General features: G+C 36.0%; 15 protein-coding genes and 1 pseudogene. 4 read left to right on the forward strand and 12 right to left on the reverse strand.

Annotation, left to right across the window (positions count from 1 at the left end; translation table 11 throughout):
• Positions 1-358: 358 nt before the first annotated feature.
• Entirely contained in the window at positions 359-1,225 is an 867-nt protein-coding gene (locus C2I06_RS08495; protein WP_123257859.1) for a DUF1002 domain-containing protein, read from the forward strand.
• Positions 1,226-1,277: 52 nt separating this feature from the next.
• Here C2I06_RS08495 and lysA read toward each other — a convergent pair whose 3' ends face one another.
• The 9 genes from lysA to C2I06_RS08540 all read right to left on the reverse strand — a co-directional run bounded on the left by lysA (position 1,278) and on the right by C2I06_RS08540 (position 9,023).
• The gene (lysA, locus tag C2I06_RS08500; protein WP_095331759.1) at positions 1,278-2,603 is read right to left on the reverse strand and encodes a diaminopimelate decarboxylase; all 1,326 of its coding nucleotides are present in this window, start codon (positions 2,601-2,603) and stop codon (positions 1,278-1,280) included.
• 304 nt (positions 2,604-2,907) lie between these two features.
• On the reverse strand, positions 2,908-4,383 hold the full coding sequence (locus tag C2I06_RS08505) for a spore germination protein (RefSeq protein WP_095331757.1): 1,476 nt from the start codon (positions 4,381-4,383) through the stop codon (positions 2,908-2,910).
• Entirely contained in the window at positions 4,334-4,945 is a 612-nt protein-coding gene (spoVAEA, locus tag C2I06_RS08510) for a stage V sporulation protein SpoVABEA (RefSeq protein WP_123257860.1), read from the reverse strand. Before spoVAEA ends, C2I06_RS08505 begins: the two co-directional genes overlap by 50 nt.
• A 36-nt stretch (positions 4,946-4,981) precedes the next feature.
• Positions 4,982-5,401, reverse strand: coding sequence for a stage V sporulation protein AB (locus tag C2I06_RS08515; RefSeq protein WP_164463645.1), 420 nt, complete (start codon positions 5,399-5,401; stop codon positions 4,982-4,984).
• Positions 5,391-6,011 (reverse strand): stage V sporulation protein AA, encoded by a 621-nt coding sequence (locus C2I06_RS08520; RefSeq protein ID WP_095331945.1) that lies wholly within the window; start codon positions 6,009-6,011, stop codon positions 5,391-5,393. The genes C2I06_RS08515 and C2I06_RS08520 overlap by 11 nt, the downstream gene beginning before the upstream one ends.
• 152 nt (positions 6,012-6,163) lie before the next feature.
• Positions 6,164-6,922 carry an RNA polymerase sporulation sigma factor SigF gene (gene sigF / locus C2I06_RS08525; protein ID WP_095331755.1) on the reverse strand — a complete coding sequence of 253 codons (759 nt, stop codon included), beginning with the start codon at positions 6,920-6,922 and terminating at the stop codon, positions 6,164-6,166.
• Positions 6,923-6,934: 12 nt separating this feature from the next.
• Positions 6,935-7,375 carry an anti-sigma F factor gene (gene spoIIAB / locus C2I06_RS08530; protein WP_047940317.1) on the reverse strand — a complete coding sequence of 147 codons (441 nt, stop codon included), beginning with the start codon at positions 7,373-7,375 and terminating at the stop codon, positions 6,935-6,937.
• 1 nt (position 7,376) lies between these two features.
• A complete protein-coding gene (spoIIAA, locus tag C2I06_RS08535) occupies positions 7,377-7,727 on the reverse strand; it encodes an anti-sigma F factor antagonist (RefSeq protein ID WP_047940316.1) in 351 nt (116 codons plus the stop codon).
• Between the two features lie 132 nt (positions 7,728-7,859).
• Positions 7,860-9,023, reverse strand: a complete 1,164-nt coding sequence (locus C2I06_RS08540) for a D-alanyl-D-alanine carboxypeptidase family protein (protein WP_123257861.1) — start codon at positions 9,021-9,023, stop codon at positions 7,860-7,862.
• 192 nt (positions 9,024-9,215) lie between these two features.
• Here C2I06_RS08540 and map point away from each other — a divergent pair, with 192 nt between their 5' ends.
• The 3 genes from map (at position 9,216) to C2I06_RS08555 (ending at position 11,912) form a co-directional block, all read left to right on the forward strand.
• Entirely contained in the window at positions 9,216-9,962 is a 747-nt protein-coding gene (gene map, locus C2I06_RS08545; RefSeq protein WP_123257862.1) for a type I methionyl aminopeptidase, read from the forward strand.
• Positions 9,963-10,092: 130 nt separating this feature from the next.
• On the forward strand, positions 10,093-10,620 hold the full coding sequence (locus C2I06_RS08550) for an RNA polymerase sigma factor (protein WP_095331749.1): 528 nt from the start codon (positions 10,093-10,095) through the stop codon (positions 10,618-10,620).
• Positions 10,617-11,912, forward strand: a complete 1,296-nt coding sequence (locus tag C2I06_RS08555; RefSeq protein ID WP_123257863.1) for a DUF4179 domain-containing protein — start codon at positions 10,617-10,619, stop codon at positions 11,910-11,912. The genes C2I06_RS08550 and C2I06_RS08555 overlap by 4 nt, the downstream gene beginning before the upstream one ends.
• 63 nt (positions 11,913-11,975) lie before the next feature.
• Here C2I06_RS08555 and C2I06_RS08560 read toward each other — a convergent pair.
• The 3 genes and pseudogenes from C2I06_RS08560 to deoB all read right to left on the reverse strand — a co-directional run bounded on the left by C2I06_RS08560 (position 11,976) and on the right by deoB (position 15,470).
• Positions 11,976-13,285: pseudogene (locus tag C2I06_RS08560) on the reverse strand (pyrimidine-nucleoside phosphorylase).
• Positions 13,286-13,451: 166 nt separating this feature from the next.
• The gene (locus C2I06_RS08565; RefSeq protein WP_095331743.1) at positions 13,452-14,273 is read right to left on the reverse strand and encodes a purine-nucleoside phosphorylase; all 822 of its coding nucleotides are present in this window, start codon (positions 14,271-14,273) and stop codon (positions 13,452-13,454) included.
• Positions 14,274-14,285: 12 nt separating this feature from the next.
• Entirely contained in the window at positions 14,286-15,470 is a 1,185-nt protein-coding gene (deoB, locus tag C2I06_RS08570; protein WP_095331741.1) for a phosphopentomutase, read from the reverse strand.
• Between the last annotated feature and the right edge of the window lie 293 nt (positions 15,471-15,763).

Genomic DNA, 15,763 nt, shown 5'->3' on the forward strand with positions numbered 1-15,763 from the left:
AAGTCAACTCTGAATTCTACACATAAAGATTTTGAGAAAATGGCTATCTAGCTTCTTAAAAGAAAATCATTTTACTTTCCAAACTAAATCAAAATATTTACCACTTTAAATTTATTTAATACTATATAAAATATGCATCCTATGCAAAAAAGCTACAGAAAAACTTTATTTTTTCAGGAGTTATAGTGAATAATAAAGGGAAAGAAGACAATATAACTAGAAGAGGAAACTTATTATGGATGAGTTACGTCTATTAGTTGTAGTTATTTTATCTCACGCAAATTTATGCTATTTTAACCAAATATGGATAGCACAACTTTTCACCTAGTTCAGCAGAAGGAAAACAGGAGGTTAACGAATGAAAAAAAATAAATGGATATGGATGGTCCTAGCTTTCTTACTATTAATACCGATTCCAGCTTATGCTGATGTAGCAGTTGGTGACATGATTGTTACCCTTGGCGAAAACTTAACACCGGAACAAAAACAGCTTTTATTAACAGAAATGAAAGCACCTGAAGATGCAGAAATTATTACTGTTTCTAATAAAGAAGAGCACCAATATTTAGGGAAGTACATTTCAAAATCGTTAATTGGTACTAGAGCGATTTCTTCTTCGGCCATTACAATCGGGGACAAAGGTACTGGAATTCAGGTTACTACCAAAAATATCAATTGGGTTACGGACGAAATGTACATTAATGCCTTGATTACTGCTGGCGTAAAGGATGCAAAAATTTATATTACTGCCCCTATTGAAGTTTCTGGTACAGCTGCATTAACAGGAATTATTAAAGCATACGAAGTTTCAACAGATACTGTTATCCCAGAAGACGTAAAGCAAGCTGCCAATGAAGAGATGGTGGAGACAGCTAATTTAGGGGAAGATATCGGACAAGAGGAAGCTACTGCTTTAATGGCTAAAGTGAAGGAGCAAATAGCAGAGCAAAAACCTAAAACAGTTGAAGAAGTACAAACAATTATTCAAGATTCTGCTAAAGAATTAAATATCAGTTTAACGGATGAACAGCTTCAAAGTCTTATTTCTTTCTTTAATAAATTAAAAGAACTTAATATTGACTGGAATCAAGTTGGAAATCAACTGAGTGAAGCAAAGGATAAATTAACTGGCTATTTAGAAAGCGAAGAAGGAAAAGGGTTTTTAGCAAAGATTAAAGAAGTCTTTACAAGTATCGTAGAAGCAATCAAATCTTTCTTCTCTTAACTATTATCTACTCAGATAAAAAAGGGAGTCCTAGCGACTCCCTTTTTTACCTTTATTTTTTTAATGAAGCTGTTTCTTTTAATGGCAAGTCTAAGCGTAATAAATCTTCAAATGATTCTCTCTTCACTACTAATCTTGCTTCTCCATTTTCCACGAACACAACAGGTGGTCTTGGGATTCGATTATAATTATTTGCCATCGAATATCCGTAAGCTCCTGTACAGAAAACAGCAAGTACATCATGATCCCCTGCTTTTGGTAAAGGAAGGTCCCAAATAAGCATATCTCCTGATTCACAGCACTTTCCTGCAATAGAAACTGTCTCATCTGGGGCTTGCAGCGGTTTATTTGCCAGTACCGCTTCATATTTGGCCTGATATAAAGCAGGACGAATATTATCGCTCATCCCTCCATCTATTGCCAGGTAATTTCTGACATTCGGTACTTCTTTTCGTGAACCGATTTTATATAAAGTCGTTCCTGCATCCCCTACAAGAGATCTGCCTGGCTCAATCCAAATTTCCGGCATTTGCATTTCTAAGTTGTTAACTTGTTCCTTTACTTCCTTGATAATTACATCTACATACTCAGCTGGCTGAATAGGCTGGTCTTCCTCGGTATAACGAATACCAAATCCACCACCTAAATTTAATACTCTTGATTCAAAATGATGATTGGCCTTCCATTCTGATAACTGTGCCATTATTTTTTGGGCAGCGAGAACAAAACCTGTTGTATCAAAAATCTGAGACCCAATATGACAATGAAGGCCTAGTACCTCTATATACGGCGATTTAATCGCTTCTAACAATGCTTTTTCTGCTTGTCCATTTTGTAAATCAAACCCAAATTTAGAATCTTCCTGACCAGTTAAAATATAATCATGAGTATGCGCCTCAATTCCAGGAGTCACTCTGAGTAAGATCGACATTTTCCTATTTTTTTCTTCACATAGTTGAGTAAGCATCTCAAGCTCATAAAAATTATCGACAACGATGCAGCCAATCTGTTTGTCAATTGCCATTATAAGTTCTTCTTTACTTTTATTATTCCCATGAAAATGGATTCTTTCTACAGGGAAATCTGCAGCGATTGCTGTGTATAACTCACCACCGGAAACCACATCTAATGATAAGCCTTCTTCGTTTGCTAGTTGAACCATTGCTATAGTAGAAAAAGCTTTACTTGCATAAGCTACTTGAGCTTTTACTCCAAGTTGATCAAAAGTCTGCTTAAAGCCTTTCGCCCTTTCTCTAATTAATTCAACATCATATACATAAACAGGTGTTCCAAATTTTTCGACTAATTCCAGCGTATCGACTCCACCTATTTCAAGATGACCTGCATCGTTCACTTTCGAAGTTCCGTAATAGTGCATAGATTCCCCTCTATTCTTCTATAAAATTATATCCCCTATTAAAAACAGACAGTCTACTTAAAGAAGAACTTGTCTGTTTGTGAAACATATAAATATCATCATTATTAACATTAGTCTCACCGTGATAAACTTGAGAAAGAAGCGCTAATGAAAGTTTCACTTTATTAATAATTCTGTTTAATTATCCAAATGTACCATAAATTCAGCCAATTCTCAAGTAGCTGTTTAGCTAATTTAACAAAGGAGCGGACAGATTATTTCCTGTATTAAAAAGAAGTAATCGGTCCGCATAAATATACTTTCACTATCTCTTAACTCGATCCCGTGGATGCAAATGACTTGGTCTAATTTTATTTCCTGGAACTGCACGGCGAATGAGAATTTGGGACAAAGCTATTGGATGAAAAGGAATAAATGGCCATAAATATGGAACATTTAATGTGGTTGTTCGAATTAAAAATAGAAGGTACAGGGTCATTCCAATAACAAAGCCAGGTGTATGAAAAATGGCTACAACGATTAACAAGGCGAGTCGAACAATTTTGTTAGCAATCCCAAGTTCATAACTAGGTGTAGCAAAGTTACCTATTGCAGCAACTGATACATACAGAATAACTTCTGGAACAAATAGTCCAACATCAATCGCAATTTGCCCAATAAGAACAGCTGCTATCAATCCCATCGCGGTTGACAATGGTGTTGGAGTATGAATGGCAGCAATCCTTAAAAATTCAAGCCCGAGGTCTGCAATGAAAATTTGTACAACAATTGGAATGTTTGTTGTTTCATTTGGCCCGATAAAAGCAAGCCTTTCTGGCAGCAGGGATGGCTCCAGCACAGCTAAAAACCAAAATGGCAGGAAAAAGATAGAGGCAATAATCCCTAAGAAGCGAATCCATCTCACAAAGGTTCCAACCATTGGCGATTGTCTATATTCCTCTGCATGCTGCAAATGATGAAAAAAAGTTGCTGGTGTTATAATGACACTTGGAGATGTATCGACATAAATAATGACATGACCTTCTAATAAATGGGTCGCAGCTACATCTGCTCGTTCCGTATATCTTACGAGAGGGTAGGGATTATAGCCTTGCTTTAATAAAAACTCTTCAATCGTTTTATCAGCCATTGTTAGTCCATCTGTTTTTAAGCTTTTCATTTCCTTTTTTACAATTTCAATTAAATCAGGATCTGCCACTCCATCAATATACCCTACGGCAATATCGGTTTTAGAACGCTCTCCCACTCTCATAATCTCAAAGCGCAATCGTTCATCTCTAATCCTTCTTCTAGTGATAGCAGTGTTAACGATAATATTCTCAACAAATCCATCGCGTGAACCTCTGACTACCTTTTCTGTATCTGGTTCTTCTGGCATCCTTCCTGGATAGCTTCGCACATCAATAATAAGACCATGATCGTATCCTTCTATAACAACTGCTACTAATCCAGACAGAACTTGGTCTACTAATTCATCCATTTTTTCAATAACTTGTACACTTTGGTGGACCAATTGATTCTGTATGATTTCAAATGTATCTCTTGCTTGCGATTTACGATCCGTATCATTTAAAAATAGTAGCTGCTCCAATAATTCGGCAATCAACGCACTATCACATAGTCCATTTACATAATATAAATTGACTTCTTTTCGCATTACTTTAAATTTTCGAACACCCAGATCGAAGCTAGTTCCAAGCCCAACCCGATCCTTCATATACTTTTCGATTTTATCTAGTTCTTCGTATATCTGGATCTTCTTTTCTGTCTTGCTGCTCATAAAAACCACTTCTTTCTAAAATATATTCTACTGCTTTCCGTGTTATCGGGGCACCTTTTTCATAAGAGTCTTTTTTCCCCATCTTCCCAATGTCTCCAATGCCAACAACAAGCGGAAGATTTAATTCATCTAGAATATACACAGTATCTCCATTCACTCTTCCTAACTCCATTTCTGGAATTCCATATTTGTCAACTCCATATGGCGTCAATTCACCATCTTGGTCGATGGCAACATCAATTTTTGTCCATTCCTCTCGTCTTGTTCTGCTTGCCACGGCAAGTACTCCCAAGACTTCTAAATCAGGATGAGTAGCTATGTATTTTAGTGCACTCTCGCCATTTCCTTCTCCCACAAAGCCACTATCATCAAACATAACTAGTACTGGATCATTTTTCGCTTGCTTAATAAAAGTTAATATTTCTTCTCCACTATGATTGCTTGGATTTCCAAAGGAGGTAGAGATACATCTTCCCCCAACGTCCTTCGCAACCATTTCAACAGCTCTTCTGGCATATTCATCTCCATCTGTTATTAAGATTACTTTTCTCCTATTTTCCATTTCCCATACTTCCTTTCTTCTCCATTACATTCAGCCTCAAGGAATAAAATATATCCAATGAAATAAGGAGCCAAAGATCTTACCAAATACAAGAGCCATCATTAATACTAATAATTTGTCAGCAATTCCAATTCGCTTTGCTAAAAGGGGGAATACATCCAGCACTTCTGTTAATGCTGCTGCTATCATTCCAATATAAATTCCTCCTGCAATGCCTATTATGATAAGTAGAAATGATGGTAAGGAAAAACTAGGTTCTCTCAAGAAAGCAAGTGTCCCAGAAACAGCTCCTAAAACAGCAGCCCATTCATATGCATAAATCTTACTAAAGGTTTTGGTTAGCTGTGTCAGCCTTGGGATAATACCAAATACGGTTAAAAAGGCTACGTAACCAGCCCCAACGGTTATTCCCCACGCTAACCCGACAAAAATCACAAATAAGATATTAATGATCATCTGATTTTTTTATGCTTTCTTTATTTTCATGCATAATCATGTACTGATCTAAGGACTGCTGATAATTGAATACTTCCACTTCTAATGGACTAGGCTCTTCATTAAGGCGTTTCTTAAACACATGGTTGAAAAAAATAACCATTCCTAAACCTAATCCTACGGAATAAGGAATCTGAAAAATTAATGGTTTTTCGACTTCCTTCCCTGTAATCATTTTATAAACTCTCTGATGGACAGATTGCATGCTTACATCTTCATGAAAGTTCATAATCGTTAATCCAGAACCAATAAAAAGTAATAGCCAAACTAGGATAAATAACGGAAGTGTTACTTTCCTCTTCTTAAAAACAACCTCAATGATCGTTTGAGCTGGTCCTATTAATTGGATTTCTACTTCTTTATCGATTTTTTTAATTTCGCGAATAACTAACGTACTATCAATAATGATAATATTCTTATCTTGTTCTGTAATATGGTATAGACATACATCCTTTAGTGTAGACAGCAATTCATCTGTTGCAATGATTTGTGCAAGATCTTTCAGAAATATCCGTTCATTTGACTTTTTTTGAATGCGATGTCTCATTCTGATATATATTGTCTCTGCCATTTTTTCACGTCCTAACACGTTGTTTTCACCATGACTGTAGTATTCGATTATCATGATAAAAATATGAAAGACTGTTAAATGGTAATTTTTTCACTTTATATATAAAAATAAAATAGCCGCCAATCCACGATGCGGACTGACGGCTATTATCTTTAAAGATCCATTTGCTCTTTCATTTGTATTAATATTTTTTTCTCCAACCTAGAAACTTGAACTTGAGAAATCCCAAGCCTCGTCGCTACTTCGGATTGAGTCTGATCTTTATAATATCGTAAATAAACAATCAGACGCTCTCGTTCATCAAGCTCCCTAATAGCTTCCTGTAAAGCAATCTTATCAAACCATTTCCCTTCATTTCCATCATCAATTTGATCCAGTAATGTAATGGGATCCCCATCATTTTCATAAACAGTCTCATGAATCGAGGATGGCGTTCGTGCAGCTTCTTGTGCGAGAACGATATCTTCTGGAGGTATCTCTAAAAACTCGGAAAGTTCCCCGACTGTTGGTGTTCTGCCATATTGCTTCGATAACTCGTCCTTCGCCTTTCGAATTTTATTACTTAATTCTTTTAACGATCTACTAACCTTTACCGTCCCATCATCACGGATAAATCGTTGAATTTCTCCAATAATCATTGGTACTGCATAGGTAGAAAATTTTACATCATAGCTTAAATCAAATTTATCAACTGATTTTAATAGCCCGATACATCCTATTTGAAATAAATCATCAGGATCATATCCCCTATTTAAAAATCTTTGTACGACTGACCAAACAAGACGCATATTTTTCTGAACGATAGTATCTCTTGCTGATTGATCTCCATCTTGGCTTCGCTTTATTAAGTCCTTGACTTCATGGTCTTTTAGATACGTTTCCTTCTTGTCTTTCTTTACCTCCACATCCATAGACGATTCTCCTTAATTGCTTAGCATTTTGCTTTTCATTAAATGCTTACGCAGACGAATCTCTGTTCCGCTATCTGGACTTGACTGAATTTCGATTTCATCCATAAAATTTTCCATGATGGTAAATCCCATACCAGATCGTTCAAGTTCTGGTTTTGTCGTAAATAATGGCTGTCTTGCTTCCTCTACATCGAAAATTCCTTTCCCTTCATCTCTGATGGTTAAATCAATGTATGAATCTTCTAATATAACAGAAATATAAACAATTCCATTCGGATCATTTTCATAACCGTGGATAATGCAGTTAGTCACAGCTTCTGAAACAACTGTTTTAATTTCCGTTAATTCATCCATTGTTGGATCTAACTGTGTAATAAATGCAGCAACCGTTACACGTGCAAATGACTCATTCTGGCTAAGTGCGCTAAATTGAATATGCATTTCGTTTCTCATTTTAAGCTACCCCCAATCGTTGTAGGGCAAATTCTTCATTTGTTTCCAGCTTCATAATTTTAAACATACCAGACATATCAAATAAACGCTGAACACTTGGAGAGATAGCACAAATGACCATTTCTCCTCCAAGCTGTTTAATTTGCTTATATCTTCCCAATATAACCCCTAAGCCAGAACTATCCATAAATGTTAAATGTTCAAGATTTAACACGATATGACGAATACTATAGCTCTCTATTGCAGTTGTTGCTTTTGTCCGTAATTCTTCTGCATAGTGATGATCCAATTCCCCAGATAGGCGTATACAAAGTACATTGTTTTTTATTTCCAACTCAATATTAAGACTCACTAGAATAGCCTCCTTATTTGGTTTAAAGAAACTATTCTAGGTTTTCATGCAATTTCCTTCTCCACAGACAAAACTAGTGTTCTTTCGCTAAAAACAGAAGGAAAATAAATGAATTCGACAAAAGAAATAAAACTATTCTGTTTTTGTAAACATTCCGGCAGATCGTTTAAATAATGTCCACCATTTTGCCGATTTCACTTCTTTTTGTGCTACCAATGGACTTGTCACAAGGGTTTTCCCGTCTTGTTTATAGGTGATTTTTCCAATCTCCTGTCCTTTTTCAATTGGAGCCTTTAATTTTTTATTCATCGTAATTTCTTTCTGTAATTTATCGATTTGCTCCCCTTTTTTCGTTAAGATAGAAATTGGTTCGCTCGTAACGGCTGTTACTTCTTTCTCTGATCCTTTGCTTACTTTTACTTTGCCAATCGCTTCTTCTCGTTTATGCAAAGGATGTGTTTCATATTGACTAAATGCATAATCCAGCATTTTTGTTACTTGAGCGTTTCTTTCTTTCGAGGTTGGCGCACCGAAAACAACTGCAATTACACGCATTCCATTTTTCATAGCAGTTGCGGTCAAACAATATTTTGCTTCAGCCGTAAACCCTGTTTTTAATCCGTCCACGCCTGGATAAAACTTAACAAGACGGTTTGTATTAACTAGCCAAAACTTCTTCTCGGTATCTTCTCTTAAATAATCTTCATATGTGCCAGTAAATTTCGTAATATCCTCATATTTCAGCAACTCTTTTGCCATTAATGCCATATCTTTTGCAGAACTGTAATGATCTGTTACTGGAAGTCCTGTAACATTTTGAAACTTAGTGCTTTCTAAGCCTAATTCTTTTGCTTTTTCATTCATTAATTGAACAAACTCTTCTTCAGATCCTGCTAATCTTTCCGCAACTGCTACAGCTGCATCATTTCCAGATCCAATGGCAATTCCTTTTAACATTTGCTCGGTTGTCATCTCTTCCCCAGGTTCAAGGAAAATTTGTGAGCCTCCCATAGATGCCGCATGCTCACTTGTACGTATTTTCTCATCTAACTTTAATTTTCCTTGATCAATTGCTTCCATGATCAGAAGCATCGTCATTATTTTTGTCATACTGGCAGGAGGAAGTTTTTCCTCGCTGTTTTTTTCATACATAATAGTTCCTGTATCTCGATCAATTAAAATGGCTGATTTTACATTTTCAACTAATTCTTGCTTTTTCTCAGCAGCTAAAGTGCCCGGTGCCAAAATTGATGTCATAAAACAGGTAATGATTAACAATGATATGATGCGTTTCATCTATTGACCCTCCATTCTATATAGCATCCATTTTTTCCAAAAAAAACAAGTTTATACAGTCAATGAAGAATATTCATGAAATAATTTGAATAGCACTAAAGGAAGATAGAATGTTTCATGCATTTTATAGGTATCGTTAGGCTAGTTTACTGATCTAGGTTATAATGAAAGGAGTTCAAAGGAGGTTAACAATTGATTCATTTAAAGACACCTGAGCAAATTGAAAAAATGAGAAAAGCAGGAGAAATTCTTGCTGATTGTCATAAAGAAATTAAAAAGTTAATCAAACCGGGGATTACTACGGAAGAAATCGATGTATTTGCGGAAAACTTTATTTTACAAAGAGGAGCCACTCCAGAACAAAAGGGCTATCAAGGTTATCCATTTGCAACTTGTGCATCTATTAATGACGTAATCTGTCATGGTTTTCCTTCCAAAATTCCCTTGAAAGACGGAGATATTGTTACGGTAGATATGGTAGTAAACTTAGATGGATGGCTTGCTGATTCCGCCTGGTCATATCCGGTTGGGAATATCTCCGAAGAGGCAAAAAACTTATTAAAAACAACTGAAGAGGCATTATACATAGGAATAGAACAAGCAGTCGTCGGAAACAAAGTAGGCGATATCTCCCATGCCATTCAAATGTTCGCAGAAGCAAAAGGTTATGGGGTAGTGCGAGATTTTGTAGGACATGCAATTGGCAGAGAAATGCATGAACTCCCACAAATCCCTCACTATGGCCCTCCACATGTTGGCACACCTCTTAAAGAGGGAATGGTTATTACAATTGAACCAATGTTAAATATTGGTATGTATCATGCCAAGGTTGATTTGGATGGATGGACAGCACGAACTGTTGATGGCAGCCTTTCTGCGCAATATGAACATACCTTAGCCATTACAGCTAATGGACCAGTAATCTTAACAAAACAATAAGACAAACACCCAATGGCAGATTGCAAGCCATTGGGTGTCTTTTTGTTATCCTGAAAATATTCATATATTAAATCCAAAAAAAATGAACTTTTTAAACGCTACAATACTCTTATAAGCGAGAGGTGAAGACATGAATGATGAACAACTTGTACAGAAGGCAAAAAAGCGGAATAAAAAAGCCTTGCTTCAATTAGTGATGCAGCAAAAAGACGATTATTATCGTCTAGCGTATTCCTATATGGGGAATTCTCATGATGCGATGGATGCAATGGAAGAAATGATCGTCATCTTATATGAGAAAATTGCTCAGCTCGAAAAAATTGAATCTTTCTATAGCTGGAGTAAAACTATCTTAGTGAATATTTGTAAGGGGAAATTAAAAAAGGAACGTAGAGAAATAGTTATGGATGACTTAGAGCAGCACAATCTTTTACATACAACCGATCCATATAAATATTCAGTAGAAACACTAGACATTATACAATTATTAACAAAATTAACCCCAGTCCAAGCGGAAGCAATCAAGCTAAAGTACTTTCACGATTTCGATAATGAGACGATTGCCAGCATCATGAAAGTATCTACCGGCACCGTAAAATCTAGAATACACAATGGCTTAAAACGATTAAAGAAGATGTATGGAGGGGAAGACAAGTGAAATCTTTAGAGGATAAACTACTAGAGGAAAAAAAGAAAATCGCAGAAATAACAGCTCCGCCAGAATTAGAACAGCGACTAAGCAAAGCACTTTTTGATAAAAAAACAAACTCTCCTAACCTAAAGAGATGGTACCCCTTATCTGCTGCTGCAATTATTCTCTTAATTTTTATGACGTATCAATCAAGTGCATTGGCTTATTACGGCAAAAAACTGTTAGGATTTGATACCATTATGAATCAATCCTTAAAAGATTTAAATGAAAATGGATTCGGACAAAATATTGAGAAGTCTTATCTATTAGAAAATGGTACTGTATTAACAATCAATGGACTTATGTCCGATGAAAATAGATTGGTTGTTTATATTACATTAGAAAATGATAAAGGCTTGCCAGATGATCTAGATCATATTTTTTCTCCAAGGAACATTACTGGTTTTTTTACAAATGCAAAAATGAATAGCTCTGTTTTTGAAAAAAATGATGACAAAACAAAAATCACGGGAATATTAAATTTTGATCCCATTAATGCTTTTTCGAAAAAGCTCCAGCTGCACTATGTTTACTGGAAAGATGATGAAACAATGGAAGGTACAACTGATATCTCCTTTCCCTATAATCATAAGGAAGCATTACAAACAAAAATGAAGCAATCTATTAATAAAAAATGGAATGTAGATAAAGGTACTATTCATTTTAAAAGAATCACAGCTACTCCTACTCAAACGGTTATAGAAGGCTCGTTTCATGTCGATAATTATGACCGACTCAATTATGGTTTTAATGGAGTAGAGCTAGTCGCAAATGGTAAGCCTCTCTCCCAAGAAGGCTATACTACTTCTTCATCCATTAACAAAAACAATCCATTTTCGATTGAATATGATGGCCTTCCAGAAGATATCCATTCACTCGAAATTCACATGAAAGACTTTATCGGTTATAAATCGATAAATAAATCCATTGCGCTTACAGAGAAAGAAGAAAATAGAGTAATACCATTAGAGAATGATGAATTAACCATAAAGAACATCCAGTTAAATGATATGCTATCAATAAGTATCTCCACGAGTGATTCTGTTTTATTCGATAAAGTAAGTATTATTAACGAAGAGCAAAAAAGAATTCCTTTAAAAACAACAACCAATCACCAGTTGATCACTAACAAGGATGGAACAATTAATAATGAGCGATCATTGCTATTTGACACAAAATCTCGGCCGCTGGAACTGCATATTGGCGGATTGCATTATGTGAAAAAGTACAATAAAACTTTAGCTATTCCTCTTCAATAAAGAAAGCAAAAGACTCACAAATGATCAGCAATTACGCTAGCTTCAATCGTGAGTCTTTTCTTCTTATTCTGTAATTATTTCATAAATTAGCGTAGGGGCTTTTACTTCATTGGGTGAAAGCTTTATATTTTCAACCAATTTTTTATTACATCGTCTACTTCTTCAGTATTGCTATAAATTGTAACGAGTGATTCGCCAGCCTCCACTTTATCTCCTATTTTCTTGCGTAAAACTAAGCCTACCGCCAGATCAATTTCTGACTCTTTTGTTGCTCGGCCAGCTCCTAATAACATAGCAGCAGTCCCAATGCTGTCCGCTGTTATTTCTGCGACATAGCCTGATTCTCTTGCTGGAAGCTCCGTTATAAATTTAGCTTTAGGTAATAAATCTGTTTGATCCACAACAGAAGCATCACCACCTTGGGAACTTAAGAAAATTTTAAACGTTTCGAGCGCTTTGCCATTATCTATTACCTCTTGCAGCATTTCTCTCGCTCTATCCGTTGATTCTGCCTTTCCAGCTAAATAGACCATATGACTTCCTAAAGTTAAACATAGTTCCGTCAAATCTTCTGGTCCATGCCCCTTTAATGTATCAATTGCCTCTTTTACTTCTAGTGCATTTCCGATTGCATATCCTAAAGGCTGACTCATATCAGAAATAACCGCCATTGTTTTCCTGCCCACATTATTCCCTATTTGCACCATTGCTTCAGCAAGCTCTCTGGATGCATCCAATGTTTTCATAAATGCTCCAGCACCTGTTTTCACATCTAAGCAAATAGCATCCGCGCCTGCTGCAATTTTCTTACTCATGATACTGCTGGCAATCAATGGAATACTGTTAACAGTCGCGGTTACATCTCGTAAAGCATATAATTTCTTATCAGCAGGAGTGAGGTTCCCACTTTGTCCAATAACCGCTAATTTATTCTTATTTACTAGATCAATAAACGCTTCTTTTTCTATTTCCACATGGAAACCTTTTACTGATTCTAATTTATCGATGGTTCCACCAGTATGACCGAGTCCTCTTCCACTCATTTTCGCCACTGGAACACCTACTGATGCCACTAATGGTCCCAATACTAATGTGGTAGTATCGCCAACTCCCCCAGTTGAATGTTTATCCACTTTAATTCCTTCAATGGCAGATAAATCAATGACATCTCCTGAATGAACCATTGCCATTGTTAATTCAGCACGTTCAGCTGCTGTCATATCTTGAAAAAACACAGCCATACTAAATGCACTCATTTGATAATCAGGAATCGTTCCATCTGTATAGCCTTTAATAATAAAAGAGATTTCTTCTTTGGATAATTCTAAACCGTTCCTTTTCTTCTCAATTAAATCGACCATTCTGAATGCCATAATTTGAATTCTCCTTCATATGTATGGAATTATTTTCTTTAAAATTGCAAAAACCCAAGTCAAATTACTGCTTTTTTTTAATTTTTTGATTTATGTAAACGGTGTAAAAATATAGCTGTCTAAAGAGTTACCGGTAAATCAGTAACTCTTTAGGATGAAAACTTCATTATGCACCTATATGTTTAATTAGCTCTTTCACATATTGCAGGAAGTTTGCTTTTACCTTTTCTGTTGTTTCGATTACTTCTTCATGATTCAGTGGTTGATCTAGAATACCTGCAGCCATATTAGAAATACAAGAAATCCCTAATACTTTCAGACCTGCATGACGAGCGACTATTACTTCTGGAACAGTCGACATCCCCACTGCATCGCCGCCTAATACGCGAAGCATTCTTACTTCTGCTGGCGTTTCATATGATGGACCTGTGTTTCCCACATAGACACCCTCCTGAATACTCAGTCCAATACTGCTTGCGACCTTGCGTGCTGTTTCACGCAGACTTTTGCAATATGCTTCTGACATATCAGGGAATCTCACCCCTAACTTACTGTCATTTGGTCCGATTAATGGATTGGTGCCCATATTATTAATATGATCAGAGATTAGCATTAAATCACCAGGTGCAAAGTTTTCATTCACCCCGCCTGCAGCATTAGTTACAATTAATTTTTCTACTCCTAATTCCTTCATAACGCGAACAGGGAAAGTTACTTTATCAAATGTATACCCTTCATAAAAGTGGAAACGACCTTGCATTGCTACCACTTCGATCCCCTTAATTGTACCGAATACAAGTTGTCCAGCGTGACCTTCTACTGTTGATACCGGAAATTCTGGGATTTCTTCATAAGGTATTTTTACTGGATTTTCGATTTCTTCTGCAAGAACTCCTAAGCCAGAGCCAAGAATTAAACCAATTTTAGGTGTTTTTGCATACTTTTGTTTTAAAAAATCAGCTGATTGCTTAATCATCGTATAATTCATTTTTTATTCCCCTTATATTAAGTCATTTAAGAAGCTTGTGCCATGCTTTGGCATCTTCACGCTGAAATTATCTGCTACCGTTGCTCCAATATCAGCAAACGTTTTACGTAGAGGCAGTTCTTTCGGTTCCTTTAAAGATTTGCTATATACTAATAACGGCACATACTCTCTTGTATGATCTGTCCCATGATGGATAGGATCATTTCCATGATCTGCGGTAATGATTAACAAATCATCTTCCTTCAGTAATTCCAATACTTCTGGCAGTCTAGCATCATACTCCTCTAATGCCTTTCCATAGCCAATTGGGTCTCTTCTATGTCCAAATAAAGCATCAAAATCTACTAAATTTAAGAAGCTTAGACCTGTAAAATCCATTTTTAATGTATCTACTAGTTTGTCCATCCCATCCATGTTAGAGACCGTTCTCAATGATTTGGTCACACCTTCTCCATCATAAATATCAGAGATTTTCCCAATAGCAATACTCTCAATTTGATTATCTTTCAATTCATTCATTACTGTCCGATCAAATGGCTTTAGGGCATAGTCATGACGATTTGCAGTACGTTTAAAGTTGCCTGGTTCGCCAATAAATGGTCTAGCAATAATGCGACCAACCATATATTTCTCATCGAGTGTCAATTCTCTTGCTAATTCACAAATACGATACAATTCATCTAAAGGAACAATGTCTTCATGTGCAGCAATTTGCAGTACAGAATCTGCTGAGGTGTAGACGATTAAAGCACCGGTCTTCATATGTTCTTCACCTAGCTCATCTAGAATTTCCGTTCCACTAGCTGGTTTATTTCCAATAATCTTGCGTCCAGATTTTTTTTCGATTTCATTTAATAGTTCATCTGGGAATCCTTCCGGGAATACGCGGAATGGTGTTGCAATGTTTAGACCCATTATCTCCCAGTGTCCAGTCATGGTATCTTTTCCGTTTGATGCTTCTTGCATTTTTGTATAATAAGCAAGTGGATTATCAGCACGCTCAACACCAGCAATTTCCTCAATATTACTAAGACCTAATTTCGCCATGTTCGGCATATGAAGACCATTCATTCTTTGAGCAATATGCCCTAATGTATGTGCTCCTTCATCATTAAATTTTTTCGCATCAGGTGCCTCGCCAATTCCTACAGAATCCATTACAATTAAGAAAACGCGATTATATTTATATGTTGACATCTTTTTCCTCCTTTTACCATATGATTTAACCTATTTTGTCCTACTATATGTATCTTTATTAACCATAAAAATTATAGCATAATCGTCAGAAGTCTGACATCTTTTTCAAGATTGTTATCTTTCATTTTAGAAAAATAAAAATTGTTTTCCATTTTCTTATTCATTATACCTTTTTTCAGATGAAAAGAAAAAAGAACACTGTTCGAAGTTGACTAACCTAAATAAATGAGCCCCATAAAACACCTTTGAACTGTACACTTAAACAAAGTACTAACTCAAAGATGTTTTATCAC

Source organism: Niallia circulans (assembly GCF_003726095.1).
Taxonomy (GTDB): Bacteria; Bacillota; Bacilli; order Bacillales; family Cytobacillaceae; genus Niallia; species Niallia circulans_A.

Bases quoted from the DNA above. Each gene is read 5' to 3' on its own strand.
- C2I06_RS08505 (WP_095331757.1), bottom strand. From the start codon at position 4,383: ATGAGCAGCAAGACAGAAAAGAAGATCCAGATATACGAAGAACTAGAT.
- C2I06_RS08520 (WP_095331945.1), bottom strand. From the start codon at position 6,011: ATGGCAGAGACAATATATATCAGAATGAGACATCGCATTCAAAAAAAG.
- spoIIAB (WP_047940317.1), bottom strand. From the start codon at position 7,375: ATGAGAAACGAAATGCATATTCAATTTAGCGCACTTAGCCAGAATGAG.
- C2I06_RS08565 (WP_095331743.1), bottom strand. From the start codon at position 14,273: ATGAATTATACGATGATTAAGCAATCAGCTGATTTTTTAAAACAAAAG.
- C2I06_RS08515 (WP_164463645.1), bottom strand. From the start codon at position 5,401: ATGATCATTAATATCTTATTTGTGATTTTTGTCGGGTTAGCGTGGGGA.
- deoB (WP_095331741.1), bottom strand. From the start codon at position 15,470: ATGTCAACATATAAATATAATCGCGTTTTCTTAATTGTAATGGATTCT.
- spoVAEA (WP_123257860.1), bottom strand. From the start codon at position 4,945: ATGGAAAATAGGAGAAAAGTAATCTTAATAACAGATGGAGATGAATAT.
- C2I06_RS08540 (WP_123257861.1), bottom strand. From the start codon at position 9,023: ATGAAACGCATCATATCATTGTTAATCATTACCTGTTTTATGACATCA.
- lysA (WP_095331759.1), bottom strand. From the start codon at position 2,603: ATGCACTATTACGGAACTTCGAAAGTGAACGATGCAGGTCATCTTGAA.
- C2I06_RS08495 (WP_123257859.1), top strand. From the start codon at position 359: ATGAAAAAAAATAAATGGATATGGATGGTCCTAGCTTTCTTACTATTA.
- sigF (WP_095331755.1), bottom strand. From the start codon at position 6,922: ATGGATGTGGAGGTAAAGAAAGACAAGAAGGAAACGTATCTAAAAGAC.
- C2I06_RS08550 (WP_095331749.1), top strand. From the start codon at position 10,093: ATGAATGATGAACAACTTGTACAGAAGGCAAAAAAGCGGAATAAAAAA.